30 protein-coding genes and 1 tRNA gene are annotated in these 25,626 nt (G+C 69.9%); 17 read left to right on the top strand and 14 right to left on the bottom strand.

Annotation, left to right across the window (positions count from 1 at the left end; genetic code table 11):
* Positions 1-3 precede the first annotated feature (3 nt).
* The 3 genes from ND450_RS31085 to ND450_RS31075 are packed head-to-tail and all read left to right on the top strand — an operon-like array spanning position 4 to position 3,811.
* Positions 4-1,410 (top strand): gluconokinase, encoded by a 1,407-nt coding sequence (locus tag ND450_RS31085; RefSeq protein ID WP_253321982.1) that lies wholly within the window; start codon positions 4-6, stop codon positions 1,408-1,410.
* A gap of 38 nt (positions 1,411-1,448) precedes the next feature.
* Complete coding sequence (locus ND450_RS31080; protein WP_253321981.1) at positions 1,449-2,639, top strand: MFS transporter; 1,191 nt, start codon at positions 1,449-1,451, stop codon at positions 2,637-2,639.
* A complete protein-coding gene (locus tag ND450_RS31075; protein WP_253321980.1) occupies positions 2,636-3,811 on the top strand; it encodes an MFS transporter in 1,176 nt (391 codons plus the stop codon). Before ND450_RS31080 ends, ND450_RS31075 begins: the two co-directional genes overlap by 4 nt.
* Here ND450_RS31075 and ND450_RS31070 read toward each other — a convergent pair.
* On the bottom strand, positions 3,787-4,839 hold the full coding sequence (locus ND450_RS31070; RefSeq protein WP_089908040.1) for an alpha/beta hydrolase: 1,053 nt from the start codon (positions 4,837-4,839) through the stop codon (positions 3,787-3,789). The genes ND450_RS31075 and ND450_RS31070 overlap by 25 nt on opposite strands.
* Positions 4,840-4,904: 65 nt before the next feature.
* Here ND450_RS31070 and ND450_RS31065 point away from each other — a divergent pair, with 65 nt between their 5' ends.
* The 3 genes from ND450_RS31065 to ND450_RS31055 all read left to right on the top strand — a co-directional run bounded on the left by ND450_RS31065 (position 4,905) and on the right by ND450_RS31055 (position 6,476).
* Positions 4,905-5,477 carry an NADPH-dependent FMN reductase gene (locus ND450_RS31065; RefSeq protein ID WP_089908043.1) on the top strand — a complete coding sequence of 191 codons (573 nt, stop codon included), beginning with the start codon at positions 4,905-4,907 and terminating at the stop codon, positions 5,475-5,477.
* A gap of 84 nt (positions 5,478-5,561) precedes the next feature.
* Positions 5,562-5,984, top strand: coding sequence for an organic hydroperoxide resistance protein (locus tag ND450_RS31060; protein ID WP_253321979.1), 423 nt, complete (start codon positions 5,562-5,564; stop codon positions 5,982-5,984).
* Between the two features lie 15 nt (positions 5,985-5,999).
* Positions 6,000-6,476 (top strand): Dps family protein, encoded by a 477-nt coding sequence (locus ND450_RS31055; RefSeq protein ID WP_089908049.1) that lies wholly within the window; start codon positions 6,000-6,002, stop codon positions 6,474-6,476.
* Here the strand turns inward: ND450_RS31055 and ND450_RS31050 are convergent.
* Entirely contained in the window at positions 6,473-7,438 is a 966-nt protein-coding gene (locus ND450_RS31050; RefSeq protein ID WP_253321978.1) for a DUF4872 domain-containing protein, read from the bottom strand. The two genes, ND450_RS31055 and ND450_RS31050, sit on opposite strands and share 4 nt — an antisense overlap.
* Before the next feature lie 179 nt (positions 7,439-7,617).
* Positions 7,618-9,429: a prolyl oligopeptidase family serine peptidase gene (locus tag ND450_RS31045; RefSeq protein WP_253321977.1), complete on the bottom strand. Its 1,812-nt coding sequence runs from the start codon at positions 9,427-9,429 to the stop codon at positions 7,618-7,620.
* A 181-nt stretch (positions 9,430-9,610) separates the two neighbouring features.
* Here ND450_RS31045 and ND450_RS31040 point away from each other — a divergent pair, with 181 nt between their 5' ends.
* Entirely contained in the window at positions 9,611-10,090 is a 480-nt protein-coding gene (locus tag ND450_RS31040) for a GAF domain-containing protein (protein WP_253321976.1), read from the top strand.
* Here the strand turns inward: ND450_RS31040 and ND450_RS31035 are convergent.
* On the bottom strand, positions 10,083-10,379 hold the full coding sequence (locus ND450_RS31035; RefSeq protein WP_253321975.1) for an antibiotic biosynthesis monooxygenase family protein: 297 nt from the start codon (positions 10,377-10,379) through the stop codon (positions 10,083-10,085). The genes ND450_RS31040 and ND450_RS31035 overlap by 8 nt on opposite strands.
* A 9-nt stretch (positions 10,380-10,388) precedes the next feature.
* Positions 10,389-10,616, bottom strand: a complete 228-nt coding sequence (locus ND450_RS31030; RefSeq protein ID WP_253321974.1) for a hypothetical protein — start codon at positions 10,614-10,616, stop codon at positions 10,389-10,391.
* Positions 10,617-10,972: 356 nt separating this feature from the next.
* Here ND450_RS31030 and ND450_RS31025 point away from each other — a divergent pair, with 356 nt between their 5' ends.
* Positions 10,973-11,536, top strand: coding sequence for an SMI1/KNR4 family protein (locus tag ND450_RS31025; RefSeq protein ID WP_253321973.1), 564 nt, complete (start codon positions 10,973-10,975; stop codon positions 11,534-11,536).
* A gap of 84 nt (positions 11,537-11,620) precedes the next feature.
* On the opposite strand, the gene ND450_RS31020 is transcribed toward ND450_RS31025, so the two are convergent.
* Together ND450_RS31020 and ND450_RS31015 are read right to left on the bottom strand one after the other, a co-directional pair.
* Positions 11,621-11,694: transfer RNA gene (locus tag ND450_RS31020), tRNA-Pro, on the bottom strand.
* Positions 11,695-11,713: 19 nt separating this feature from the next.
* Positions 11,714-12,667 (bottom strand): metallophosphoesterase, encoded by a 954-nt coding sequence (locus ND450_RS31015; protein ID WP_253321972.1) that lies wholly within the window; start codon positions 12,665-12,667, stop codon positions 11,714-11,716.
* Between the two features lie 68 nt (positions 12,668-12,735).
* Between ND450_RS31015 and ND450_RS31010 the strand changes: the two genes are divergently transcribed.
* Entirely contained in the window at positions 12,736-13,206 is a 471-nt protein-coding gene (locus ND450_RS31010; protein ID WP_089908069.1) for a GatB/YqeY domain-containing protein, read from the top strand.
* A 39-nt stretch (positions 13,207-13,245) separates the two neighbouring features.
* Here ND450_RS31010 and ND450_RS31005 read toward each other — a convergent pair whose 3' ends face one another.
* Positions 13,246-13,959: an HAD-IA family hydrolase gene (locus ND450_RS31005; RefSeq protein WP_253321971.1), complete on the bottom strand. Its 714-nt coding sequence runs from the start codon at positions 13,957-13,959 to the stop codon at positions 13,246-13,248.
* A 53-nt stretch (positions 13,960-14,012) separates the two neighbouring features.
* Between ND450_RS31005 and ND450_RS31000 the strand changes: the two genes are divergently transcribed.
* A complete protein-coding gene (locus ND450_RS31000) occupies positions 14,013-14,660 on the top strand; it encodes a GntR family transcriptional regulator (protein ID WP_253321970.1) in 648 nt (215 codons plus the stop codon).
* Here the strand turns inward: ND450_RS31000 and ND450_RS30995 are convergent.
* Positions 14,657-17,098, bottom strand: a complete 2,442-nt coding sequence (locus ND450_RS30995) for a penicillin-binding protein (RefSeq protein WP_253321969.1) — start codon at positions 17,096-17,098, stop codon at positions 14,657-14,659. The two genes, ND450_RS31000 and ND450_RS30995, sit on opposite strands and share 4 nt — an antisense overlap.
* A 237-nt stretch (positions 17,099-17,335) precedes the next feature.
* Here ND450_RS30995 and ND450_RS30990 point away from each other — a divergent pair, with 237 nt between their 5' ends.
* Positions 17,336-17,626 (top strand): WhiB family transcriptional regulator, encoded by a 291-nt coding sequence (locus tag ND450_RS30990; protein WP_089908081.1) that lies wholly within the window; start codon positions 17,336-17,338, stop codon positions 17,624-17,626.
* A 13-nt stretch (positions 17,627-17,639) separates the two neighbouring features.
* On the opposite strand, the gene ND450_RS30985 is transcribed toward ND450_RS30990, so the two are convergent.
* The 3 genes from ND450_RS30985 to ND450_RS30975 are packed head-to-tail and all read right to left on the bottom strand — an operon-like array spanning position 17,640 to position 20,049.
* Positions 17,640-18,764: an ArsA-related P-loop ATPase gene (locus ND450_RS30985; protein ID WP_253321968.1), complete on the bottom strand. Its 1,125-nt coding sequence runs from the start codon at positions 18,762-18,764 to the stop codon at positions 17,640-17,642.
* Positions 18,761-19,753, bottom strand: a complete 993-nt coding sequence (locus ND450_RS30980; RefSeq protein WP_089908088.1) for an ArsA-related P-loop ATPase — start codon at positions 19,751-19,753, stop codon at positions 18,761-18,763. The genes ND450_RS30985 and ND450_RS30980 overlap by 4 nt, the downstream gene beginning before the upstream one ends.
* A gap of 44 nt (positions 19,754-19,797) precedes the next feature.
* Positions 19,798-20,049 carry a hypothetical protein gene (locus ND450_RS30975; RefSeq protein ID WP_253321967.1) on the bottom strand — a complete coding sequence of 84 codons (252 nt, stop codon included), beginning with the start codon at positions 20,047-20,049 and terminating at the stop codon, positions 19,798-19,800.
* Between the two features lie 68 nt (positions 20,050-20,117).
* Here ND450_RS30975 and ND450_RS30970 point away from each other — a divergent pair, with 68 nt between their 5' ends.
* Genes ND450_RS30970 through ND450_RS30955 form a run of 4 tightly spaced genes read left to right on the top strand, consistent with a single transcriptional unit; the run spans position 20,118 to position 22,471 of the window.
* Positions 20,118-20,273 carry a DUF4177 domain-containing protein gene (locus ND450_RS30970; protein WP_086668176.1) on the top strand — a complete coding sequence of 52 codons (156 nt, stop codon included), beginning with the start codon at positions 20,118-20,120 and terminating at the stop codon, positions 20,271-20,273.
* Complete coding sequence (locus tag ND450_RS30965) at positions 20,270-20,725, top strand: RidA family protein (protein ID WP_089908095.1); 456 nt, start codon at positions 20,270-20,272, stop codon at positions 20,723-20,725. Before ND450_RS30970 ends, ND450_RS30965 begins: the two co-directional genes overlap by 4 nt.
* Position 20,726: 1 nt before the next feature.
* A complete protein-coding gene (locus ND450_RS30960) occupies positions 20,727-21,329 on the top strand; it encodes a hypothetical protein (protein WP_089908098.1) in 603 nt (200 codons plus the stop codon).
* Positions 21,330-21,340: 11 nt separating this feature from the next.
* Positions 21,341-22,471 carry a hypothetical protein gene (locus tag ND450_RS30955; protein ID WP_253321966.1) on the top strand — a complete coding sequence of 377 codons (1,131 nt, stop codon included), beginning with the start codon at positions 21,341-21,343 and terminating at the stop codon, positions 22,469-22,471.
* On the opposite strand, the gene ND450_RS30950 is transcribed toward ND450_RS30955, so the two are convergent.
* Both ND450_RS30950 and ND450_RS30945 read right to left on the bottom strand, forming a co-directional pair.
* Entirely contained in the window at positions 22,465-23,274 is an 810-nt protein-coding gene (locus ND450_RS30950) for an MBL fold metallo-hydrolase (RefSeq protein ID WP_253321965.1), read from the bottom strand. The genes ND450_RS30955 and ND450_RS30950 overlap by 7 nt on opposite strands.
* Positions 23,271-24,065, bottom strand: coding sequence for an NUDIX hydrolase (locus ND450_RS30945; RefSeq protein WP_371927445.1), 795 nt, complete (start codon positions 24,063-24,065; stop codon positions 23,271-23,273). The genes ND450_RS30950 and ND450_RS30945 overlap by 4 nt, the downstream gene beginning before the upstream one ends.
* 39 nt (positions 24,066-24,104) lie before the next feature.
* Here ND450_RS30945 and ND450_RS30940 point away from each other — a divergent pair, with 39 nt between their 5' ends.
* Both ND450_RS30940 and ND450_RS30935 read left to right on the top strand, forming a co-directional pair.
* On the top strand, positions 24,105-24,461 hold the full coding sequence (locus ND450_RS30940) for a hypothetical protein (RefSeq protein ID WP_253321964.1): 357 nt from the start codon (positions 24,105-24,107) through the stop codon (positions 24,459-24,461).
* A gap of 14 nt (positions 24,462-24,475) precedes the next feature.
* Complete coding sequence (locus ND450_RS30935; protein ID WP_256557321.1) at positions 24,476-25,372, top strand: Gfo/Idh/MocA family protein; 897 nt, start codon at positions 24,476-24,478, stop codon at positions 25,370-25,372.
* Positions 25,373-25,626 lie beyond the last annotated feature (254 nt).

Raw genomic sequence — 25,626 nt, 5'->3', positions numbered from 1 at the left:
TTCATGGTCGTTCTCGCGGTAGACCTCGGCACCACGGCGACCAAGGTCGTCGCAGTCGACGATCAGGCCCGTGTCGTGGCCTCGACCGAACGCGCCTACCCGATGCGCACCAGCGGTCTCGAGGCCACGCACGACCCGAAGCAGGTGCTCGCCGCCGCGTTCGACGCGTTGCGGGAGCTGGCCTCCGAGGACGTGCTGGCGATCTCGCTGACCGGTGCCATGCACTCGATCATGGGCCTGGACGCGGCACTGGAACCCGTCACGGACGCCCTGAGCTGGGCCGACAACCGCGCGGTCGAGCAGACCGAACGCCTGCGCGGCACGGCGGAAGGGCGTGAGCTGCACCAGCAGACCGGCACGCCGATCCACTCGTTCACGCCGCTGATGAAGCTCGCCTGGTTCCACGAGAACGGCGTCCGCGCCGCGAAGTGGTGCGAGATCAAGGACTTCGTGCACCTGCACCTCACCGGCGAGCTGCTGAACGAGCACTCGTCCGGCTCCGGCACGGGCTTGATGAACATCCACACCCTGCGGTGGCACGAGCCGTCGCTGGAGTTCGCCGGCGTCACCGCGGACCAGCTCCCGCCGCTCGTCGAACCCACCCACTCGACACCCCTCAAGGCCGTGATCCCCGGTCTGCGGCCCGGCATCCCGGTCGTCATCGGTGGCGGCGACGGCCCGCTCGGCAACCTCGGTGTCGGCGCGGCCACGCCGGGCGCGGGCGCGGTCTCGCTGGGCACGTCGGGCGCGCTGCGGGTGGCGCAGCTGGGCCCCGGCGTCGACGACGGGGGCCGCACGTTCAGCTACGCGATCGGTGAGGGCCTGTGGGTTCGTGGCGGCGCGATCAGCAACGGCGGTGTGGTCGCGCAGTGGGCCGCGGAGACGTTCGGTGTCCCGGTCGGTGAGCTGCTGACCCAGGCCGCGGGTGCCGACTCCGACGGGCTCGTCGCGTTGCCGTACCTGCTGGGCGAGCGTGCGCCGTGGTGGGACCCGACCGCGCACGCCGCGTTGCTCGGCCTCAGGCGCGAACACACCCCTCCGCAGATCACCAAGGCACTGGTCGAGGGTGTGTGTCAGCAACTGGCGCTCGTGCTGGAGGCCGTGCCGAACGTCGAGTCGCTGAGGATCACCGGCGGTGCGTTCCGCGCCCCGATCTGGGCCCAGACGCTGGCGAACACGCTCGGCATGCCGTTGCACCTCACCGAGGACACCGGCGGGTCGGCCGTGGGCGCGGCGCTGCTGGCGTGGCGGGCCCTGGACGAGATCGAGTCGCTGACCGTCGACCTCGTGCGGCCGATCCAGACGATCACACCCGACGAGAAGCTCGTCGAGAGATACGCGCAGGCACGGCCGTTCGTGGTCAAGGCGTACCGGGCGCTGGAAGACCTGTACGGCGAATCACATCTTTAGCAAAGAAAACCTTTTGCCATCCACGTGAGGATGGCGGTGTGGACCTCGCCCCCTTCAAACACGTCCTGATGCTGCCCAAAGTCCGGCCGTTCGCCCTGTTGATGTTCTTCGCGAGGATGCCCCCGGCGGCGACCGGCGTGATCCTGACGCTGCACGTCGCGGTCACGCTCGACCGGGGGTACGGCGCGGCGGGGCTGGTCGGGGCGGCGGGCACGATCGGCATGGGGATCGGCGCGCCGCTGATGGGCAGGCTGATCGACGCACGTGGGCTGCGGTCGATGCTCGCCGTGAGCGTCACGGCCTCGGCGGCGTTCTGGCTCACCGCGCCGCTGATGGGCTACTGGACGTTGCTGGTCCTGGCGTTCCTCGTCGGGCTGCTCGGCGTGCCGATGATGTCGATCGGGCGGCAGGTCATCACCGCGCTCGTGCCGGAGAGCCGCCGCCGGGTCGCGCTGTCGGTCGACTCGATCTCCGTCGAGCTGTCGTTCATGGGCGGGCCCGCGCTCGGCGTGTTCGTCGCGACGAAGTTCTCGACGAACGCCGCGCTGCTGTTCATCGGCTTCTCGATCCTGGTCGCCGGAGTGCTCCTGCACTGGGCGAACCCGCCGATGGTGCACGAGGACGAGGTCGTCGACGGGCCGCAGCCGCGGGTGGTCGAGTGGCTGCGCGGACGGATCGTCGGCGTGCTCGTCGTGTGCGTCGGTGCGACCGTGTGCCTCGGTGGCATGGAGGTCTCCGCCATCGCGTCGTTGGAGCACATCGGCAAGCAGAGCTGGCTCGGCGCGGTGTTCTTCGCGATGTGCGCGGCGTCGATCGTGGGCGGCCTGGTCTACGGCGGCGTGAAGCGCGTGCCCAGCGTGTTGGTGCTGCTGGTCCTCATGGCCGCGCTGGAGGTTCCGGTGGGTCTGGGCGACGGCAACGTGCTGCTGCTGTGCCTGCTCCTCGTGCCGATGAACCTCATGTGCGCACCGTTGATCGCGGCGTCCGGCGAGACGATCAGCCGCCTGGCACCGCCCACCGCGCGAGGGCTCGCACTCGGGCTGCAGGGGTCGGCGTTCACCCTCGGCAGCGCGATCGGCCAGCCGCTGGCGGGCGCCGCGGTCGACCGCGCGGGAGCACCGGCCGGGTTCGCGGTCGTCGGCGTGGTCGGACTGCTGGTCGCGGGCGTCGCGTGGCTGCTCGCGAGGTCTCGTAAACCCGTTGCCGACCAGGTGACGATGGCCTCGTGAACCTCGCACCGTTCAAGTCGGTCCTGGCGCTGCCCGGGGTCCGTCCCCTGATGCTGCTGATGCTGTTCGCCCGGATCCCTCCGACGGCGGCGGGCGTCACCGTGACGCTGCACGTCGTCACCACGCTCGACAAGGGCTACGCGGCGGCCGGCACGGTCGGGTTCGCGACGATGGTCGGCCTCGGGCTCGGGTCGCCGTTGATGGGCAAGCTCGTCGACAGCAAGGGCCTGCGGTTCGTGCTCGCGCTCAGCCTGCTCGAAGGCGCGTTCTGGGTGACGGCGCCGTTGATGGACTACTACGTGCTGCTCGTGCTGGCGTTCGCGAACGGGCTCGTGGCGGTGCCGGTGATGTCGATCGGGCGGCAGGCGCTGACGGCGATCGTGCCGGAACCGCAGCGCAGGCCCGCGTTCTCGCTCGACTCGATCTCGGTCGAGCTGTCGTTCATGGTCGGGCCCGCGGCGGGCGTGCTGATCGCGACGAAGTTCTCGACCGGAACGGCACTGGTCGTGATCGGCGTGGCGATCCTGACCGCGAGTGCCGTGCTGTTCGCCGTGAACCCCGTGCTGCTGCACGAGGACGACGTGGTCGAGGGGCCGCCGCCTCCGGTGCGGCAGTGGCTGCGCGGGCCGATGATCGCCGCGTTGATCGTCCCGTTCGGCGCCACGATGGTGTTGTCGGGCATGGAGATCTCGGCGATCGCCTCGCTGGAGCGCTCAGGCCAGCAGGGGTGGCTCGGGGTGATCTTCTTCGTGATGTGCGCGGCGTCGGCGCTGGGCGGGCTCTTCTACGGGAGTGTGAAACGGGTGCCGAGCGGCGTGGTCCTGCTCGCCTGCATGGCGTTGCTGGAACTGCCGGTCGGTCTCGGCGACGGCAACGTGTGGCTGCTCGCGCTCGCGTTGATCCCGATGAACCTCGCGTGCGCGCCGACGATCACGGCCTCGTCCGAACTGATCGCGAGGAGCGCCCCGCCCACGGCCCGCGGGCTCGCTCTCGGACTGCAGGGCTCCGCCTTCACGTTCGGCGTCGCCGCCGGTCAGCCGCTCGCGGGAGTCGCTGTGGACCACAGCGGACCCCCGCTCGGCTTCGTCGTCGCGGGCCTCGCCGGACTGGTCGTGGCCGGCGTCGGCTGGGTGCTGTCGCGGCAGCGTCAGGCGGTCTCGGCCACGTCCTGATCGGAGTTGGCCAGCGCGAAGCCGGTCCGGAGCGCGCCGACGGCCTCGGACACGGCCTCGCGGAAGATCCCGCCGACGCCGAGCACGTTCGCGAAGCCGTGGAAGAGGCCCTCGTGCCGGCGCAGCACCACCGGCACGCCCTCGGCGGCCAGGCGTTCCGCGAAGGCTTCGCCCTCGTCGCGCAACGGGTCGTAGCCCGCCGTCGCGATGTAGGTCGGGGGCAGGTTCGACAGGTCCTCGGCCAGCATGATCGACAGACGCGGGTCGTGGCGGTGCTTGCCGCCCTCGGAGTACTGGTCGAGGAACCAGTCCATCTTCTCGTCGGTGAGGAAGAACCCGTTGCCGAAGATCTCGCGCGACCGGCGGCGCACCGACGCGTCCACGCCGGGGTAGAGGAGCAGCAGGAACGCCAGGTCGACTTCGGCGCCGTGGGCCGTCACGGCGGCCAGGTTGCCACCCGCGCTGTCGCCGCCGAGCGCGATCCGCTTCGGATCGATGCCCAGGTCCTCGGCCTTCGCGACGGCGTAGCGCAGCACCTCGGCGGCGTCGTCGGCCGCGGCGGGGAACGGTGCCTCCGGGGCGAGCCGGTAGTCGGCCGCGAGCACCCGGACACCGGTCTCCTTGGCGAGGAACCGGCACAGCTGGTCGTGGCTGTCGAGGCTCCCGGTCACCCAGCCGCCACCGTGGTAGAAGATCAACAGCGGCGAGCCGGTCGCGAGGCCCAGCGGCGTGTAGAGGCGGCCCGCGAACTCCCCGATCGAGAGCTCCCTGGTACCCACCCCGGTGATCTTCGGACCCGCCACGAGCTTCGAACTCAACTCCAGGTCGAGCCGGCTCTCGGAAGGTGTCCTGGTGCGCCACCCCGTCCCGGACAGCTGCTGGAGCTTCAGCAGCAGCTGAGCCTCCGGGTGCAGGTCCTGGCCGTCCAGGCGGACGGGTGTGCCGGCGATGAGGCGGCGCACGGGGCCGGGAAGACCGAACGCGAAGCGCAGAGCACCGGCCAGCACGGCCGCCTGGAAGTTCGACATGTGGTGCAGGTTACTCGCGAGTAGCGCTGGATCTCCAGTTATCTGGAGGTGGAAGGATCGGTGGCATGACGGTGACGGTGGTGGGCATCGGCGGCTCGATCAGGCCCGACTCGCAGTCCGAACGGGCGCTGCGGGTGGCCCTCGAGGGTGCCCGCGAGCTCGGTGCGAAGACGATCCAGTACAGCGGGCCCGACCTGGTGCTCCCGTTCTACGACCCGTCCGTGCCCGAGCGCACGGACGTCGCCCGGCGGATGGTCGAGGACCTGCGCTCGTGCGACGGCGTGATCGTCGTGTCGCCCGGCTACCACGGCACCGTGTCCGGCCTGGTCAAGAACGCCCTCGACTACATCGAGGACCTCCGCGACGACGAACGCCCGTACCTCGACGGCCGCGCGGTCGGCACCATCACCGCCGCGTACGGCTGGCAGGCGGCGGTGAACACGCTCACGGCCGTGCGCTCGATCGTGCACGCGTTGCGCGGCTGGCCCACCCCGCTCGGCGCCGCGATCAACTCCGCCCAGGTCAAGTTCGACGGCGACGGCTCCTGCTCGGACTCCGACGTGGACCGCAACCTGCGGACCGTCGGCCGTCAGGTGGCCGAGTTCGCCCTGCGCCGCCCCGTCTCCGACGTGAACTGAGTCACCATCGGGCATTTAAGTCGTGCACGATGCGTTCACCCTCAGTGAAAGGCAATCGAGCCCACTGACTCAAGGGAGAGCGGAATGGAAGCGCTGTACACGGCTGAGGCGACTGCTTACGGCGAAGGCCGCAACGGCGAGGTGCGTTCCTCCGACGGCGTGATCGACGAGATCCTGTCGGTCCCGAGGGAGATGGGCGGCCCCGGTGGCGAGGCGACCAACCCGGAGCAGCTCTTCGCGGCCGGGTACTCGGCGTGCTTCAACTCCGCCATCGCCGCCGTCGCACGCGCCGGGAAGATTCAAGTTGCGTCTTCCGAGGTAACCGCCAAGGTGGGGATCGGATCCAACGGCGCGGGCGGCTTCCAGCTGGCCGTCGAACTCGCGGTGAAGATCCCCGGACTCGACCAGGCGGTCGCGGAGAAGCTCGTCGAGCAGGCCCACCAGGTCTGCCCGTACTCCAACGCGACGCGCGGCAACATCGAGGTGGCGCTCACCGTCACCGTCTGAGGAGGCGCGTTTCACATGGCCAAGAACCCGATCACCAGCCCGCTGGCCGACGCCGACCGCGATGCCGTCGGCGCCATCCTGCAGGCGACGCTCGTCGACCTGGTCGACCTGTCCCTGATCGGGAAGCAGGCGCACTGGAACGTGATCGGCAAGAACTTCCGCAGCGTCCACCTTCAGCTCGACGAACTGGTCGTCCTGGCGCGCAACGCCGCCGACCAGGTGGCCGAGCGAGCGGCCGCTCTCGGCGTCACGCCGAACGGCACGGCGAAGACCATCGCCGAGTCGTCCGGCGTGCCCGAGATCGAGACCGGCTGGCTGAAGGAGGACCAGGTCGTCTCGTCGATCACGAACTCCCTGGCGTCGCTGATCTCCCGCATGCGCGGTCGCATCGACGAGACGGACAAGCCCGACCTCGTCACCCAGGACCTGCTGATCGGCATCACGCAGGAACTGGAGCAGGCGCACTGGATGTGGCAGGCCCAGTCGGCCTAGCCCATCAACCGGCGGATGGCCCGCTCCTCGACGGAGCGGGCCTCGTCCACTTTCAGGGCCAGTTCGTCGTAGTCCCCACCCCGCGCGATCTCCGACCAGAGCCGCCCGGACTCCCGGAACTCCTCCACGCCCGGCAACCCCACCTCGGCCAGGAACGCGGCGTACAGCGGCCGCGATGCTCCAGGCGCGGTGTACTCGACCTCCAGGCAGTCGTGCAGCCGCTTGCGCACGAGCCCGGGGTCGTCGGCCCAGCGCCGCGTCCAGCCCTTCTTCCCCCCGTCGCGCAGGTCCCTCGCGAGTTTGCGCATGCCGGAGAAGCCGAAGTTCACGTCGAAGTTGTTGCCCAGCACCGGCCCGGTGAGGTGCTCGCAGGTCATGCGCACGGCTTTCGCGACGTCCGGCTCCGCCGTCTGCTCGCCGATGCTGATCAGCTCGTGCTTGGCCGGGGCCCAGCCGACCAGGAACTCGTCCAGCGGCAGGACATGGGTGCCGGCGGCTGTGCCTCCGCCTCCGAGCACGGTGACGGTGTCGCCGTCGACCCCCGCCACCCCGACCGGGTGCTTCTCCCTGCCCATCAGGCAGATCACCGGCCCGTCCGCCGCGCGCAGCCGCTGCTCGGCCCTCCGTGCGGACGTCGTGGACGTCACCTCGTGTGCGATGCCGGCGTACTGGAGCGCGGTCGGGATGAACGGCGCCGGGTGGTGCCGCGCCACGATCGTCATCATCGGCGCGTGTCCCTTGTACTCGAACACGAAGTACATGAACCCGATGCCGCCCGCGAGTCCGGCGAGCACCGGCTCGGACCACTCGCCGTCGAGCACCTCGCGCAACAACCACGAGTCGTGCATCTGCCCGCTGGGCCGCGCGTCCTTGAGGACGTGCCTGCGGGCGGTGGTGTAGGACTCGCCGGTGCGCTCCATCCGGGCGCGAACCAGGCGCTTGAACGACCGCTGCTCGGTCATGGCTTGCCTTCCGCGGACGCGCCGGAGCCGTTCCCCGCGCCTTGCTCTGCTCGTCCGGGCTGCGTTCGTGCACACGACCGACCGGCGCCGGGAGGACAGGGGTCCCCTTTGCCTCCGCGACGCCGGTCAGCGCGGGTGACCGATCAGGAGGTGAGGCGCTCGGCAGCGCCGTCACCAGGCTACTTCGCCAGGTGCCTCCGCGCGAAGTCCACCTCGGCCGCCGTCTGCCGGATCGTCTCCGCCACCACCAGCGAGCCGTGGCCCGCGTCGTAGCGGTACATCTCGTAGGCGTGGCCGCGGGCCGCGAGGGCGTCGAGGTAGTTGTCGATCTGCCGGATCGGGCAGCGCGGGTCGTTCTCGCCCGCGAGGATCAGCACCGGCGCGGTGACCTGGTCCACGTACGTGAGCGGCGAGCACTCGCGGTACAGCTCGGGCAGCTCCTCCGGGGAGCCGCCGAACAGCGCGCGGTCGAAGGCGCGCAGCGGTTCCATCTCGTCCTCGTAGGCGGCGAGGTAGTCGGCCACCGGGACGCCCGCGACGCCGACCGCCCAGCGCGACGGCTGGGTGCCGATGCCGAGCAGCGTCAGGTAGCCGCCCCACGAGGCGCCGTTCAGCACGGAGCGCGCCGGGTCGGTGAGGCCGGACTCGATCGCCCAGTCCTGCACGGCGGCGATGTCCTCGAGTTCGGTGAGGCCCGGCCTGCCCTCGATGGCGTCACGCCACTTCGAGCCGTAGCCGCTGGAGCCGCGGTAGTTCACGTGCACCGTCGCGAAGCCGGCGTCGAGCCAGACCGCGCGGTAGGCGGAGAAGCGGTCCTCGTCGGACGAGTGCGGGCCGCCGTGGATCAGGAAGACCGTGGGGAACGGACCCTCGCCCTCGGGCTTCGAGACCAGGGCGTGCACGTCGCCGACGAACACGTCCTCCAGCTTGAACGACGTCGCGGGCTTCGCTCCGGCGGGCTCGACCAGCACGCTCTCGGTGCCGTCCGTCGCGAGCGCGCGGATGACCGTCGACCTCTCGGCGGACGACCACGAGTACTCGACCGTGCCGTCCGGGCGCACGCCCGCGGAGCCGACGACGCCGGGCGCGGTGTCCAGGGTGGACAGTTCGCCGGTCGTGAGGTCGTAGCGGTGCACGGTGTTGCGGGCGTGGTGGGTGTGCACGATCAGCAACGCGGACGCGTCCGGGTACCAGTCGGCGGAGACCTCACCCGGCAGGTCGAGCACGATCTCGCGCTCGGTGTCGGCGGCGACGTCCCAGATCAGCAGTTCCTCGCGGCCGCGGCGCTCGTGCAGCACCAGCAGCCGCTGGTCGCCGCGCACCGGGCTGAACGAGATGGCGTCGAGGCCCTTGCCCTTGCCGTCCCACTTCTCGGCGACCTTCTCGCCGGTCTCCGCGTTCAACGCGCGCAACGCCATGTGCCGGTTGTCGCCGTGTTCGGAGTGGGCGATCACGACGAGCGACTCGTCCTTGGACAGCGCGGTGACACCGGCGTCGTTGACGTGCTGGTAGAGCACCTCGGCCTTGCCGTCGCGCGCCAGCCACACCGTGGTGCCGTCGTCGGTCGACGCGGCCACCGCCGTGACGGTGCGGCCGATCTCCAGACCGGCCGGGTAGCCGGGCGTCACGTCGGCGACGGCGGGCTCCGCCTTGCTGCCGTCGGCCTTGAACGGCTCGCGCACCCAGACGCCGAACTCGTCGCCGTCGTGGTCGTCGAACCACCAGATCTCGGTGCCGTTCGGGTTCAGCGTGGCGTGCGACGTGCCGTTCGGCCGGTCGGTGACCTTGCGGTGCTCGTCCGTCGCGCGGTCCCAGGAGTAGATCTCCCACACGCCGCTCGCGTTGGAGACGTACAGGGTGCGGTCCGGAGCGTCGTCGGCCCAGCCGGGCAGGCTCATGCGGGGAGCGGTGAACCGCTCGCGCCACCGGGTCTCGGCGGCGGGGTCGTCGAAGAGCTGGTCCGGGATGGCGGGAGAAGGGTGCGTGGTCACGGTTCAACACTAGAGTCCGCGGCGGCCGCCCGGGGGTTCCGGACGGCACAACCACCTCGCGGTGGATTCTCGCGAGGCACCGAAGATCTTTGTTGCGAGATCACGTCGAACGCGTGATTCGATTTATTGATCGAACCAGAAAACCTGGATGTTCGGTGGATTCAGGAGTTATTCTTGAAGCATGCTGGAAACGATGGAGCGTCTCGCCGGGGCCGGCACGTTGGAGGAAGTCCAACGCGTCGTCCGCACCAGGGCCAGACGCTTGCTGAGGGCACACGGCGCGACGTTGGTGCTGCTCGACGGCGATCTCTGCTACTACGCGGACGAGGACTCGATGAGCCCGTTGTGGAAGGGGCAGCGGTTCCCCGCCTCGAACTGCATCAGCGGATGGGCGATGATGAATTGTCAGACCGTCGCGATCAGGGACATCCGCTTCGATTTCAGAATTCCACAGGAGGCGTACCGGCCGACATTTGTGCGGAGCCTCGTTCTCTCCCCGATCCTGCGTCCGCACCCGATCGGCGCCATCGGGTGCTACTGGGCCGTTCCGCACACCGCGACCCCGGCCGAGACCGAGACGCTGGAGTCGCTCGCCCGCGCCGCCGGCGACGCCCTGGAACGCTTCCCGGAGGGCCTGCCCGCGCGGGGCTTCCTCAGCTGACGTGGCGGAAGTGCCGCAGCGTCAACGGCCGCTGCAGGTACTCGTCCTCGTCGGGAAAGGTCACCGGGTCGGTGCGCCACCCAGGACCCGCGTAGTTCTCGAGCGCCTGCTCGTCACGCCACCGGCTCACGTACCGGACGCACAGCGGGTCGTCGAGGTCGACGAGCACCTCGTGCCCCACAAGCCCTTCGTAGGTCTCGGGGAACGTCCTCACGAGATCCAAGACCCGAGCGACGAACTCCTGCTCCCGGCCCGGCTTCACCAAAGCCTCGGACACCCGCGTCAGCACGCGCCGAGCCTACTGCCGGTCGAGCTCCTCCTCGAAGATCCGGTCGACCTGCCGCGAAGCCCGTGACAACGCCCTGACCGAGAAGTAGACGACCGCGAAACCGGCGGCGACGGCCACCGTCACCCACGTCGACGTGAGCATGTAAACGATCCCCAGGGACTGCAGCACCACAATTGTCTTGGCCGCGATGACGATCCACGACCTGTGAGACGGATTGACGGCGGAGGCGGAGTCCATCACAACATCTCCCGAATCATTCAACGAGGGCTGAACCGCTACCTTCGTCGTTTGGATCAGGCCAGCCGTTACGCTACGTGAGTTGAACCGTCAACATTCACCCATAGAGGTTAACGCTACGTGGTCGTCTCGTATGGTTTGGCGCAGAACGATGGCCCTCTGTCACTCAAACACGGTGACGTCTACGGCCGCCCGTGTCGAGACGCGTCACACGATCGGGTGGCTTTTCGCGATCGCCGATGTCCTCTTCGGTGACCAGAAGTGACCTTCGCCTCTGTGGGGTGGAGGGCCCTCTCGTCGACTGGTCGACACAAAAGCTGAGATGAATTCACGCCTGAAAGGAGATGATGCGGCGCATGAGCTGGTCCCGGGCAGATGCGTGGCTCCGTCGCAACGCGCCCACGCTGCGCGCCAAGTTCCTGCCTCCTGCCACCGCCACCGAGCTGGCCGCGGCGGAGGAGAAGATCGGCGCGCCACTGCCCGCCGACCTGGCGGCGTGGTGGACCGAGTGCGGAGGGTTGGCGAGCGTGGACTACACCCCGCTCATCCCAGAGTTCTACAGCCCGCTCGGCGTTGCCCAGGCGCTGGAGGTCCGCGAGATGATGATGGAGATCCGGCGCGACTTCGCGGTCGCCCCGGAGATCGTGGACGTCGACGCGCACGAGGCGCGGAAGCTGGCCGAACCCGCCGCGTCGCCCATCGGTGACCTGTGGCTGCCGCTGTTCGTCCCGGTCGCGGTCGACGCGTCCGGCACCTATCTCTTCGCCGACCTCCGCCAAGGGCTGTTGCGCGGGTGTGTGATGCAGTTCGACGAGGTCGAGGGTGCGGACGAGGAACCCCGGTGGGAGAGCGTCGACGCGATGCTCCATGTGGTGGTGGAGTGGCTGGAGGGCGATTTCCGCACCGAATGGCCGCTGTGAGCCGAATTGCCTCTCGAACAACGGCAAAAACAAATCAGCCCCTGTCCGCATTTCTGCGAACAGGGGCTGACCCGTGTTATTCAATCGGGGTGACAGGATTTGAACCTGCGACCTCTTCGTCCCGAACGAAGCGCGCTACCAAGCTGCGCCACACCCCGGCTGGGAACATGTAGAACTCTACATCATGTCCGCGCCAGCTCCGAATCGGACCCCCTCATTCCGCCCCTGACCAGGCGTAACGGGCCTCGGGACGAGGGTCAGCAGGGAAGCCTCCGGAGGGCAGCAGAAGCGCACCGGGGCGTACGGCGAAGTGCCCATGCCGGCCGACACGTTCATCCACATGTGCGAGCCCCAGCGGGAAACGCCTCGGGCGCGGCCGCGGTCCAGTTCGCAGTTCGTCACGACGGCGCCGTAGAACGGAATGCGGAGCTGGCCGCCGTGGGTGTGGCCCGCCATCACGAAGTCGTAGCCGTCGGCGGCGAACGGGTCGAGGACGCGCGGTTCCGGGGAGTGCGTCACGCCCAGGCGCAGGGCCGCGGACGGGTCCGGGGCGCCCGCGATGTCGGCGTAGCGGTCGCGCTTGAGGTGCGGGTCGTCGAGGCCCGCGCAGAAGATCTCCTGGTCGCCGACCTTGATGGTCTTGCGGACGTGCGTGAGGTCTTCCCAGCCGCGCTCGATCATGCCGGCGCGGAGGTCGCGCCACGGGAGCGTCACGCCGTGGATGCGCCTGGTCTTCGCGGACGGCAGGAGGTAGCGAGCCGGGTTCTTGAGCCTCGGCGCGTAGTAGTCGTTGCTGCCGAAGACGAACACGCCCGGCTTGTCGAGCAACGGGCCGAGCGCGCGCAACGTGCCGGGGACGGCGTCCTTGTGCGCGAGGTTGTCGCCCGTGTTGACCACGAAGTCCGGGTTCAGGTCGGCCAGGGCGGCGACCCAGCGCTGCTTCGACACCTGGTTCGGCGTCATGTGCAGGTCCGAGATGTGCAGCACCCTGATCGGCTTGGCGTCGGGGGACAGGACCGGCACCGTCGCGGTGCGCAGGGTCCAGTGCCTCCTCTCGATTCCCGCCGCGTACGCGATGGTCGCGGCGCCGACTGCGGTCGTGGCGAGGAGGGCTCGGCCCAGCTTGTTCACGCGTCAAGGGTACGGAAGGGCGTTAACTCGATCGGCGCGGCATCCGGCGGGCGGTACCGTTCTGCCCCATGGCGGAGTTGAAGACGCGGCTGAAGAACGACCTGACCGTGGCGATGAAGGCCCGGGAGACCGTGACGGCCGGTGCGCTGCGGATGGCGCTCACGGCCGTCACGAACGAGGAGGTCTCCGGCAAGGAGGCCCGTGAGCTGACCGACGCGGAGGTCCTGAAGGTCCTCGCGCGCGAGGCGAAGAAGCGCAAGGAGGCCGCGGAGGCCTTCGACGGCGCCGGCCGGGCCGAGAAGGCCGACCTGGAGCGCCAAGAGCTCGCGGTGCTGGAGACGTACCTGCCGAAGCAGCTCGACGACGCCGAGCTGGCGTCCATCGTGGACAAGGCCTACGACGCCGTCGCCGCGCAGCTCGGTGAGGCGCCGGGCCAGAAGCAGATGGGCCAGGTGATGAAGGCCGTCAACGCCGAGGTCGCCGGACGCGCCGACGGTGGCCGGGTGGCCGCCGCGGTGAAGTCCAAGCTGACGAGCTGAGGAGTGTGCCGCAGCGGAGCGATCCGCTGCGGCATCGGTCTAGAAGGCCTTGTCGACGGCGTCGGCGAACTCGCCCATCGACCCGAACTCCAGGTCGTAGCTGAAGTCGCCGGACGGCTCGGGCGTCGCGCCCCAGCCCGGCCTGTCGTGCCGCCGGTTGATCCACACCGACCGCAGTCCCTCGCGCTTCGCGGGAACGTGGTCGTGGAACAGGCTCTGCGCGACGTGCAGCAGTTCCGAACGCTCCACCCCCAACGCGTCGAGCGTGGTGTCCAGGGCGCGGAAGTGGTTCTCGGCGGGCTTGTACGCGCCGACGTCCTCCGCGGTGATGATCGCCGCGAAGTCCCCGCGCAGGCGGAGGTTGCTGCCCGCGAACCCGGCGCGGTGCACGTTGGACACGATGATCAGCTGGTAGCGGGAGGCCAGGCGCGCCAACGCCTCTGCGGAGTCGGGGAACGCCGGCCAGTCCGGCACGGACGACCCCAGCTGTGCGGCCCACTCGCCGCTCACCTCGCGCCCCAGTGCGGCACCGGTCCGGCGGAAGGCGGAGGCCAGCACCTCCGGGTACAGCGCGAACTCGCCCGCCGCCACCTCGGCCTCCGCGGAGGCGTACGCGAGCAGCAGCTCCTCGTCGGACAGCGAAAGCCCCTGTTCGAGGGCCCACGGTGAGATCACCGCGGTGATTCCGGCCTCCCAGTCGATGAGCGTGCCGTAGCAGTCGAAGCTGAGCGCCTTGAACGCAGTCAGGTCCATGCCGACAAACTGTAGTACAGTTCAACTGTAGGGCAACCCGTTAAACTGGCCGCATGTCAGCCCTCGACGGCCTCGAAGTGCGCCGCACCACCACGGCCCAGCAGCTGGCCGACGGCCTCTCCGAACGGATCATGGCCGGCGCCTTCGGCCCTGGTGACAGGCTCAGGGAGAGCGCGATCGCGGCGGAGCTCGGCGTCGCCCGCAACACCATCCGCGAGGCCGTCCGCATCCTCGAGCTGACCGGGCTGGTCCGCTACGAGGTCAACCGCGGCGCCGTCGTCATCGCGCCGACGCGAGAGAAGATCGAGGCGCTCTACACCGCCCGCGAGCGCCTGGAGTCCGCCGCGCTCGCCCGCACCCCGCGCCCGGAGCAGCTGGCGGCGATCACGAAGGCCTTCGACGACCTCGTCGAGGCCGCGCGGACGGGCGGCGCGGTCGTCGACCGCGACCTCGCCTTCCACCAGGCGATCGTCGCGCTGCTCGACAGCACGCGGCTGGACGAGTTCTTCGCCGCGCTCACCAAGGAACTGCGCTTCTACCTCACGGTCCTGAGCCGGACCGAGACGCCGGACGAGGTCGTGGCCGAGCACAGGGCCATCCTCGACGCCATCCGCCTCGGCGACCGCGACTCCGCGGTCGCCGAGATCCGTGCGCACGTCGACGTCAGCGTCGCGCGCCTCAAGGCGATGCTCGACCGCTAACGGGGTTCCGGTTCCGTCGGCAGCGTGATCGGTGGCGGCTCGTTCGGGTTGCCGGGCTTGGGCGGCTCCGGAGAGGGCGGCGGTTCGGTGGCGACCGGCGGCGGCACGTAGCCCGTGCTCACCGACAGGTTGATCACCGTGCCGCGCAACGCGTTGCCGCGCGGCGACTGGCTGACGACCGTGCCCTTCGACCTGTCGGAGTTCACCGACTGCTGGCTCACCTTGTAGCCGGCCTGCTCCAGGATCCGCGTGGCGTCGTTGATCTGCTTGCCCACGACGTCCGGCACCTGGATCTCGCGGCCGCCCTTGAGGTAGCGCTGCTCCACCTGCGGCAGCTGCGCCACGGGCAGGCTGCCGTGCACCTTCGTCATCGTCTCGAACCACGTCTTGGCCGGGATCGTGCCGCCGAAGATGTTGCCGTTGCCGCACAACCGCGGCGCGCCCGCGGCGCCCAGGCAGATCGGGCGCGGTGAGGTGCCGTCGTTGAACGTCTGCACAGCGCCCGCGAAGTCCGGGGTCGCGCCGATGAACGCCGCCGACTTGTACTCCTCGGTGGTGCCCGTCTTCGCGATCATCGGGCGGGTCCACTTGGCGGCGCGGGCGGCGGCCGCGGCGGTGCCGTTGCCGACGTCGTCCTTGCTCATGCCGACGGCGAGGCCGTTCGCGAGGCCCTCGGCGACGACCTGCTCGCACGGCGCCTCGTTCACCGGGACCGCCTTGCCGTTGCGGTCGAGCACCTTCGCGATCGGCGTGGGCGGGCACCACTTGCCGCCGCTCACGATGGTCGCCGCCACGTTGGCGAGCTCCAGTGTGGACACCGGCGCGGGGGAGAGCGTGAACGACGCGTTGCCGCCGTTCTGCTTGTAGAACTCCGTCTGCGAGATGCGGTTCTGCTTGTCCTTGGCCTTCGGGTCCGGCCGCGTGCCCTGCAGGTTCGTCGCCATCGTCTCGCGCATGCCCAGGCGCGACGCCATGTCGACGACCGCGTCCATGCCGGTCTGCTCCTCGAGGATCACGAAGCCGGTGTTCGGCGACGTCGCGAGGGCCTGCTGCAGCGACATGGACGACGGGTAGCTCGAGTCGAAGTTCGAGAGGCAGTACCAGCGCGTGCCGGGCTCACCGGTGCTCGGGCAGCGCTGGGCGCCACCCTTGAACACGCGCGAGACGTGCGAGGTCGGCGTCGGGATGACGTTCTCGATGCCGAGGCCCTTCTCCAGCGCCGCCGCCGCGGTGAACACCTTGTAAATAGAACCCGCGCCGAACTTGTTCTCCACGCCGCTCGGCAGGTCGTACGTCGTCTGGCGCAGGTCGGCCTTCAGGCCGTAGTCGCGGTTCGCGACCAGCGCCAGCACCTCGTGGCGTTCCTTGCCGGGCTTGACGATCGCCATCGTGTTCGCGATGCCGTCGGTGTTCTTGCCGACGCCCGCCTCGGCCGCCGCCTTCGCCTGCGAGGTGGCCGCCCTGTCCAAAGTGGTCTGGATGGTGTAGCCGCCGGTCCGCAGCTGCTCCTCGCTGAATCCCGCGCGCTGCAGGTAGTTCACGACGTACGAGCAGAAGAAACCGTTTTCCGGACCGGCACCCACGCACCCGTTCGGCGGAGTGCGGACCGGGGTCGCGAGACCGAGGCCTTCCTTCTTCGCCGCCTCACCCGCGTCACGCGACAGCTTGTCGTTCTCGACCATCCGGTCGATGACTTTGTTGCGCCGGTCCAAAGCTTTGTCCGGATACGCTTCGGGGTCGAGCGCTGACGGACTGTTCACCATTCCCGCGAGCATCGCCGCCTGCGGGACCGTCAACTTGTCCGGAGTCGTGTTGAAGTAAGCCTGCGCGGCCGCCGCGATGCCGTAAATGGTCGAACCGAATGGAACGACGTTGAGGTACCGGGCGAGGATCTCCTCCTTGCCGAGCTTGCGCTCCAGCTGCAACGAGATCCGGGCCTCGCGCATCTTGCGCGCGATCGTCTGCTCCTGGGCCTTGGCCTGCTCGAGCTTGTTGTTCCGCGCCACGACGTGGACCAGGTAGTTCTTGACGTACTGCTGGGTCAGCGTGGACGCGCCCTGCGAGACCGAGCCGCTGACCTGGTTCGTCAGGCCCGCGCGGATCGTGCCCTTCCAGTCGACGCCCTGGTGCTCGTAGAACCGCCGGTCCTCGACCGAGATCAGCGCGGCCTTCATGGTCGGCGAGATCTTCTCGGGCGGCGTGAGCACTCTGTACTGGTCGAACAGGTAGGCGATCGGCGCGCCCTCCTTGTCGGTGACCGTGGTGATCAACGGGGGGTCCGTCGTCACGAGGTCGGCGGAGATGCTGTCCACGGTGTCGCTGGCCCGGTTCGAGACGAGGCCTGTCGCACCCACGACTGGGAACAGCATGCCGGCGAGGAGAACCCCAGCCAGCAGGCACAGGCCGAGCATCTTGAGCACGCCATTCCTGACTCGCACGCGGGCCAGCGTACGCCGTACACGAACGGGTGAAGGTGATCAGTAAGTGCCGTTACTCAGCATGAGTAGACATACGCAAGACAGGTAACAGTCGGGTGACCCAGGCTTGGAGTGGGAACCGAACGGCACTACAGTCCGTCAACGTCCAAGGAATGCAGCCGTAGCTCGAACGCTACGGCATCCGTGGCAGGGGTGTGGCGGATTTCCACATTTGGACAGCACTGAGGAGTGGGGGATATGAACCAGGGGGATTGGCGTATCAACGCTTCGTGCCGAGACGAAGAGCCGGACCAGCTCTTCGTCCGAGGTGCGGAGCAGCGCAAGGCGAAGCTCGTGTGCCTGGGTTGCCCGGTGCGCATGGAATGCCTGGCCGAAGCGCTCGACAACAAGATCGAATTCGGTGTCTGGGGCGGTATGACCGAGCGCGAACGCCGTGCTCTGCTGCGCCGTCGCCCGGACGTGGACTCGTGGTTCGAACTGCTCGACAACGCACGTCAAGAGCACGTCGAGGACACGAGGGTCAGCTAGACGCGGTCCGCGTCTACTCGCCGGCGAGACGGCGACCTATCTCCCGTAGGCCGTCGAGGTCGTGCACGTCAGCAGGCAATGCGGGCACGCCGACCAGCGCGACGCCGGGGTGAGCACGCGTGAACCGGGCCAGGAGCCGCTTCTCACGATCGGCCACCGCGACCCGGTCCGCGTGCAGCCGGAGCACTGCCGCGGCGAGCGGCGCCTCACCGGAGCGGTCCAGGTCGTCCGCTGCCGCGAGCGCCTTCGCCGCGGGCAGGTCCGCCGCCAGCACGGGGTGGGTCCTGTTCGCGACGAGCCCGCACAACGGCATGTTCTCGGCGCTGAGCCGTTCCACGAAATAGCTCGCTTCGCGCAACGCGTCGGGCTCGGCCGCCGCCACCACCACGAAACCGGTTCCGGGCGAGCGGAGGAGTTCGTACGTCCGCTGCGCGCGCTCGCGGAATCCTCCGAACATGCTGTCGAAAGCCTGAACAAAAGTCGAAGCGTCCTGCAACAGCTGGCCGCCGACGATCGTCGACACGGCGCGCGTGAAAAGGCTGAAACCGGTTCCAACGATCTTCATCAGCCCGCGGCCGCTCGCGCGCGCCGGCGCCGACAGCATCCTGATGAACCGGCCGTCGAGCACGGTGGAGAGCCGCTGCGGCGCGTCCAGGAAGTCGAGCGCCGACCGCGACGGCGGGGTGTCGACGATGATCAGGTCCCACTCGTCCTGCGCCACCAGCTGGCCCAGCTTCTCCATCGCCATGTACTCCTGCGTGCCGGAGAACGACGAGGAAATGGTCTGGTAGAAGGGGTTCGACAGGATCTGGTCGGCCCGGTCGCGGCCCGCGTGGGTCAGCACCATGTCGTCGAACGTGCGACGCATGTCGAGCATCATCGCGAACAGCTCGCCCTTGGGCTCGAAGCCGTCCACGACGACCTCGCGCGGGTGGTTGTCGAGCTCCCGCAGGCCGAGCGACTGCGCGAGCCGCCGCGCCGGGTCGATCGTCAGCACGACCACGCGCCTGCCGCGTTCGGCCGCGCGCACCGCCAGCGCCGCCGCCGTCGTCGTCTTGCCCACGCCGCCCGACCCGCAGCACACCAGCACGCGGGTGTTCAGGTCGTCGAGCAACGGGTCGAAGTCCAGCTTGTTCATCGGACCCCCGCCGCCACCAGCACCTCGGCCAGCTCGTACAACGCGGCCACGTCCACCCCGTCCGTCAGGTCCGGCAGCTCGAGCGTCGGCAGGTCGGACTCGCCGAGCAGTTCCTTCGCCTCCTGCTGCGACTGCACCCGGACCGCGTGCTCCACCGTCTCGTCGACCAGGCCTTCGAGCGTGAACTCGTCGAGGTCCAGGCCCGCGGTCTTCAGCCCCGCGAGCACGCGCGCCTCGTCGACCCTGCCCTCGGCGGCGACCGGCACCGACCGCGCGGGCAGCCGCGTGGGCTGGACCCGGTTGACCAGCACCGCGCCCGGACGCAGGTCGGCGCCGTCCAGCTCGGCCACCGCGTCCAGGGTCTCGCGCACCGGCATCTCCTCCAGCAACGCGACCAGGTGCACCGCCGTGTCACCCGAGTGCAGCAGCCGCACGACGCCCTCGCTCTGCCCCTTGATCGGACCGACCTTCGCCAGGTCGGCCATGGCCTTGGTGACGTCGAGGAACTTGACGACCCGCCCGGTGGGCGGCGCGTCCAGCACGACCGCGTCGTAGAGGTGGCGGCCGTCCGGACCGGTCCGGTTCACGCACTCCTTGACCTTGCCGGTCAGCAGGACGTCGCGCAGGCCGGGCGCGAGCGTGGTCGCGAACTCGATCGCGCCCATCTTGCGCAGCGTGCGGCCTGCGAAGCCGAGGTTGTAGAACATCGCCAGGTACTCCAGCAGCGCGGCCTCGGCGTCGACGGCCAGCGCGTGCACCTCACCGCCGCCCGGCGCGGACGCGATCCGCTCCTCGGAGTAGGGCAGCGGGGCCCGGTCGAAGAGCTGGGCGATGCCCTGCCTGCCTTCGACCTCGACCAGCAGCACGCGGCGGCCACCGGTGGCCAGGGCCAGCGCCAGCGCGGCCGCGACCGTCGTCTTGCCCGTGCCGCCCTTGCCGGAGACCACGTGCAGACGGGCCCTGGTCAGCTCCTCGGTCCACGACGTCACACGTCCAGACTAGGTGTGAAATCGGTCGAAGGTGGATCGGTCGGTCAATCCACCATGGTGAGGAAGAGAACGGCCATGGCCGTCGCGGCCACCAGTGCCCAGGCCACGACCGACGGCAGCCACAGCGCGATGCTCGCCGTGACGACCACCACCACGACCAGCCCGATCACCCCGGCCTGCACGACCTGGACCCGCTGGCTGTGCTTGCGGTCGCGCACCTGCGCCATCGCGACGAGCACCATCACCAGCCCGCCGAGCGCGAACAGGCTGGTGGCGACGATCCGCCAGGTCTCCACGTGATCAAGGTAGCCCGAAGGCCGCGAACCCCGCAGGCATCGTTCGGGTGGCAAGTTAGGCTCCCCGCATGACGAAGTGGGAGTACGCGACCGTGCCGTTGTTGATCCACGCAACGAAGCAGATCCTCGACCAGTGGGGCGAGGACGGCTGGGAGCTGGTCACCGTGCTGACCAACCCGACCGGTGAGCAGCACGTCGCGTACCTGAAGCGGGTGAAGGCGTGAGCACCTGGACGAACCGCCTGAAGGAGCTCGGCATCGAGCTCCCCGGTGTCGCCGCCCCGCTCGCCGCCTACGTGCCCGCCACGCAGAGCGGTCCGTGGGTCTTCACGTCCGGCCAGCTGCCGTTCGTCGACGGCAAGCTCCCCGCCACCGGCAAGGTCGGCGCCGAGGTCTCCCCGGAGGAGGCCAAGCAGTACGCCGCGACCTGCATCCTCAACGCTCTCGCGGCCGTGGACGCGCTCGTGGGGATTGACTCGATCAAGCGAGTCGTGAAAGTTGTCGGGTTCGTGGCCTCCGCCGAGGGCTTCACGGGGCAGCCCGGCGTCATCAACGGCGCCTCGGAGCTGCTCGGTGAGATCTTCGGTGACGAGGGCAGGCACGCCCGGTCCGCCGTGGGCGTGGCCGAGCTGCCGATCGGCGCTCCGGTGGAGATCGAACTGATCGTCGAGGTGTGACATGTCGGACACGTGCCACGAACTGCTGCTGAGGCTGGCCGGGCGCATCCCGGACGACCTGCTGTGGCGGTACCGGGACTGGGCCGCGTCGGACGCGTACGCGGTCCTCGCGCGGTCGCTGCCGCGCACGCTCCTGCACGGACGCATCCCTCTGACGGATCACGAGCTGCGCCTTTTGCAGGACGCGCTGGTGCCCTACGGGGCGGATCCCGGCGCGCTCAGTTCGGTCAAAGGACTGGACGAACTGCCACCCACCGGCTACACCTTTTCCCCAGAATCACCCGATCGGGTGCCGATGGGGGATTCAGCGACCGTCGTTCTCGGTGCCACGCTGCGTGGCCGGAACGGGGTCGGCGAGGTCCGCTCCTGCTGGCGCATCGGTCCCACGGGGATCAACCGCGTCCTGCTGGTGGCGGCCACGACCGGCCACGCCCGGCTGACCGGTGAGCTGCAGCGTGTTCTGCGGGCGTTGGGCGAGCACGACCCGTGCGTCGAGGTCGTGTCGTCCGGCATGGACCTGCCGCCCTACCACCGGGCGGCGCTGGCGGCATCGGAGCTGGTGTGCGCCGGCGCCGAGTCCGAGGAGCACCTGGTGCTCAGCTAAGGAGAGTTGACGTGACGAACGACGGTGTCGGCCTGCCGGTCCGTCTCCACGATCTCCTGCTGTCGATGGCCGGGCGCGTCGACGACGCCGCCCTGTCGCAGGCCCGCGAGTTCCTCGCGGTCGGAGAACTGGACCGCTCGATCGAACTGCTCGTGGGCACGCTCCTCGCGGGCGGCATCCCCGTGCTGCCCGACGAGCGCGCGGCCATCACGTGGATCCTCCACGAGGTCCGCTCGGACGCGTCGCTGACCGACCGCCTGCCGGTGGTCGAGATGCTGCCGTTCTTGCGGCACCGCTTCACCTCCGAGACCGATCCGGCCTCGGACATCGCGGCCGACCTGAGCCGTGCCGTGTCGGTGCTGCCGGACATCCGCTCGGTGCGGTGCGTCTGGCGTTCGTCGCCGACGGGCTCCACGCCGGGTCCGCTGCCCCAGCGCGTCGTGCTGGTGGACATCGGTCCGCAGGGCTTCGGTCCCGCGACCGCCTACCGGGTCGACTCGGTGCTGCGCAAGGCGGGCGTCCGCGCCGCCGTCGAGGTCCTGACGACCGGTGTGCAGCTCAGCGACTACCACGCCGCCGCGGTGACGTCGTCGCGCACGGTGCCGATCTCCGGGGCCCCGGTGCCGCTGGCCGAGCACCACGCCTCGCAGCAGCAGCAGCAAGCCTGGTTCGACCAGCCGGCCGAGGAGCTTCCCGCTCCGGCGCCGGTGGCCGAGCCGACACCGGCGCCGGAGCAACAGGAAGAGACCGGCTCACGACGCACGCGTTCCACACCGGCGCTGGAGGGGTCGCAGCCCTTCCCGCCCAAGCCCGTGAAGCGCATCCCAATGGCCTCGGTGGAACCCGAGGTCGAGGCGCTGCCCGAACCCGTCCCGATCAACCGGGCCGAGGTGACCACCGAGCTGAAGGCCGACGAGCTGGCCGCGCTGCAGGCCGCTCTGGCCGAGCCCGCCGAGCCGTCCTCGGTGGACGCGAACCTCAGTGAGCGCGAACGGGCCCTGCTGCAGCAGCTGCACGAGGAGCTGGCGCAGCGGGAGCAGACGGGTCCGCCGGCGACCGACAGCGGCCGCTGGCAGATCGACAGGTCGTCGTCGCGCCAGTCCGCCTTCGGCGCGACGAACAACGGCCACCAGCCTCAGTAACCGGTCCGCAGGTAGTCGAGCTGGGCCCGCACCGACCACTCGGCGGCGGGCCACAGCACCCTGTCCACGTCCGCGTAGACGATCTCGACGACCTGACGCGGGGTCGGTGAGCCGCCCAGCGCCTCGACGGCTCCGCGGACCTGTTCCAGCCGCTGCGTGCGGTGGGCCAGGTACCTCCGCGCGGCCTCACCGGCGTCCTGCAGCTCAGGGCCGTGGCCGGGCAGCACCGCCGTGTTCTCGGGCAGTTCGGCGAGCACCTTCAGCGACTGGAAGTAGTCGCCCAGCTTCCCGTCCGGGTGCGCCACGATCGTCGTGCCGCGGCCCAGGACCGTGTCGCCGGTCAGCACGGCCTCGCCGTCGATCACGAAGCACAGCGAGTCGCTGGTGTGGCCGGGCGTGCCCAGGACGCGGAGCTCCAGGCCGGCGCTCGTGACCACCTCTCCGTCCGTGAGGCCTTCCGAGCCGTAGGTGAACGTCGGGTCGAGCGCGCGCACCGGCGCCTTGACCAACTCGCTGAACGCACGGGCGCCGTCGGAGTGGTCGGGGTGGCCGTGCGTCAGCAGGATCTCGGCGACCGGGCCGACCGCGGCGATCCGCTCGAGGTGGGCGTGGTCGAGCGGACCGGGGTCGACGACCACGTACGACGTCGCGTCCGGGGCCTTGAGCAGCCACGTGTTGGTGCCGTCGAGCGTCATCGGCGACGGGTTGTCCGCCAGCAGCACGGCGGCGTGCGGGGTGATCTGGCGCAGTTCGCCGTAGAGCGGGTGCGCGGCGCGGGCACCGATCAGCGGGGAGCCGCTCACGCGATCACCACCCGGATCACGTCGCCGTCGCGGATCAGCTTGGGGATGATCTTCTCGACGCTGCGTTCCTCGGCCATGACCTTCTCGACGCTGCCCAGGGCACCGACCTCGTCGAGGGTGCGCCAGGTGGGCGGCATGAGCATCCGGCGGCCCTCCTGGGCGTCCTGGACGGCGTTCGCGGGCGTCTGCCACGACGCGTCGGACGCCTCCGTCGTCTCACCGTCCGCCTTCTGGCCGTCGGGCAGCGCGGCGACGAAGAAGCGGGTGTCGTAGCGGCGGGGCTCCTCGAGCGGGGTGACCCAGTTCGCCCACGGTCGCAGCAGGTCCGCGCGCAGGACCAGACCCTCGGCGGCGAGGAACTGGGCGAGCGAGAGCTCGCGGTCGACCAGTTGCTGCCGGGCCTGCGCGTACGTCGAGGTGTCCGCGACGACCGAGGTGGCGTCGGGACCCGCGAGCAGCACGCCGGACTCCTCGAACATCTCGCGCACGGCAGCGCACACGAACGCGCGCGCCATGCCCTCGTCGACGTTGAAGACCTCGGCCCACCACCGCGGCTCCGGCCCCGCCCACGCGACGGACGTGTCGGCGTCCCGCCGATCAACGCCCCCACCGGGGAAGACGGTCATGCCGCCCGCGAACGCCATGCCCTTCACGCGGCGCAGCAGGAAGGCTTCGAGGCCCTCCGCGCCGTCGCGGAGCAGGACCACGGTGACGGCGTCCCGCGGCTCGACGGGTTGGGAGACCGGTGATGCGGGTACCAGGTTTCCCGGCAAGGTCATGTCGTCGGGCATCCTCCGAGCGTACGACCGCGCTAACCCGAGGATGGTGTGATGGCGACGAAGGTCTCCGGTTGTCTGGTGCAGACCCTGCTGTTCCTGCTGGGAGCCGTGCTGGGCACAGGTCTCACGGCGGTGGCGGGCGTCGTGATGTTCGTGCCGGACCGCACGACCGTGATCAGCGTCGATCCGACGGCGGAGTCACCGGGCGTGTACGTGAAAGAGGTGTCACGGCTCGTCGGCGGCACCTACTACGAGATCTGGCTCGGCCCGACAGCGGACCGCGGCCACGTCGTGACGGTGCCCAACGGCTGGGACCACGACCCGCAGCGCGAGACGTCTTCTGACGGCGTGCGCCTGAAGTTCGACAACGGGGGAGAGATCTTCGTCCCCAAGGCCAGTTACTCCTGAGGCAGGATGGGCGAGTGGACGAACAGCTGCGCGTAGGACTTGTCGGCGCCGGACCGTGGGCTCGGATGATCCACGCCCCCGGTGTCGCGAACCACCCCGGAACCACGCTGACCGGCGTGTGGGCCCGTCGCCCGGAAGCGGCCGCGGAACTCGCCGGCTCGTTCGGCGCGGAGCCGTTCGAGGACTACGCCGCCATGCTGTCCACTGTGGACGCTGTCGCGTTCTGCGTGCCGCCGGGCGTGCAGGGACCGATGGCCATCGAGGCCGCCCGCGCCGGCAAGCACCTGGTGCTGGAGAAGCCGATCGCCGAGACCGCCGAGGTCGCGGCCGAGCTGGCCGAGGCCGTCTCGGCCGCCGGCGTGGCGTCCCTGGTCGTGCTGACCCGCCGCTACGCCCCGGAGACCAAGGAGATGCTGGCCCAGCTCCACCGCACCGGCGGCTGGACCGGAGCCGACAGCCGCTGGATCTCCGGCGCCCTGCTCGACGGCCCGTTCTCGAACTCCCCGTGGCGCCACGACAAGGGCGCGCTCGACGACGTGGGCCCGCACGCCTTCGACCTGCTGGACGCGGCTCTCGGCGAGATCACCGACGTGCTCGCGGCGAACGTGACCGAGACGGGCCTGTGGCAGCTGATCCTGCAGCACGAGGGCGGCCCCACCAGCACCGTCTCGCTCTGCCTGTCGCTGCCGGTGCAGCCGCCGTTCGCGGACTTCACCGTCTTCGGCGAGCACGGCCACCGCACCCTGAGCAACAGGGACACGCCCGCGCCGGAGTGCTTCACGAACCTGCTCGACGACTTCGTGGCGATGGTGCACAGCGGCACCACCACGCACGAGTGCGATGTGTGGCGGGGGCTGCACCTGCAGCGGATCATCGACCTGGCGCGCCGGAAGGCGGGAAGCACGGCCTGAGCCGCGCACACAGCCGGGCCGGGTCGTCCTTCGGCGCCCCGGCCCAGCCGGACTCGGTCCACGGCAGTTCGTCCGGTGCCCCCGATGCCGGACGAACACGTGCTGGTGGAAGTGGGCCACGGACCGCCCGGCCACGAACGAGAACACGAACTCGGGGTCCAGCTCCGCCCGCAGCCCGGCGGCCGCCGGCCTCACCGCCCTGGCACTCACTCACCGCGGCACCCCCTCCTGACCCACCGAAAATTGTCAGGGGT

The organism is Lentzea sp. HUAS12 (assembly GCF_024125735.1).
GTDB lineage: Bacteria > Actinomycetota > Actinomycetes > Mycobacteriales > Pseudonocardiaceae > Lentzea > Lentzea albida.
This window is presented reverse-complemented; position numbering and strand designations above follow the sequence as displayed.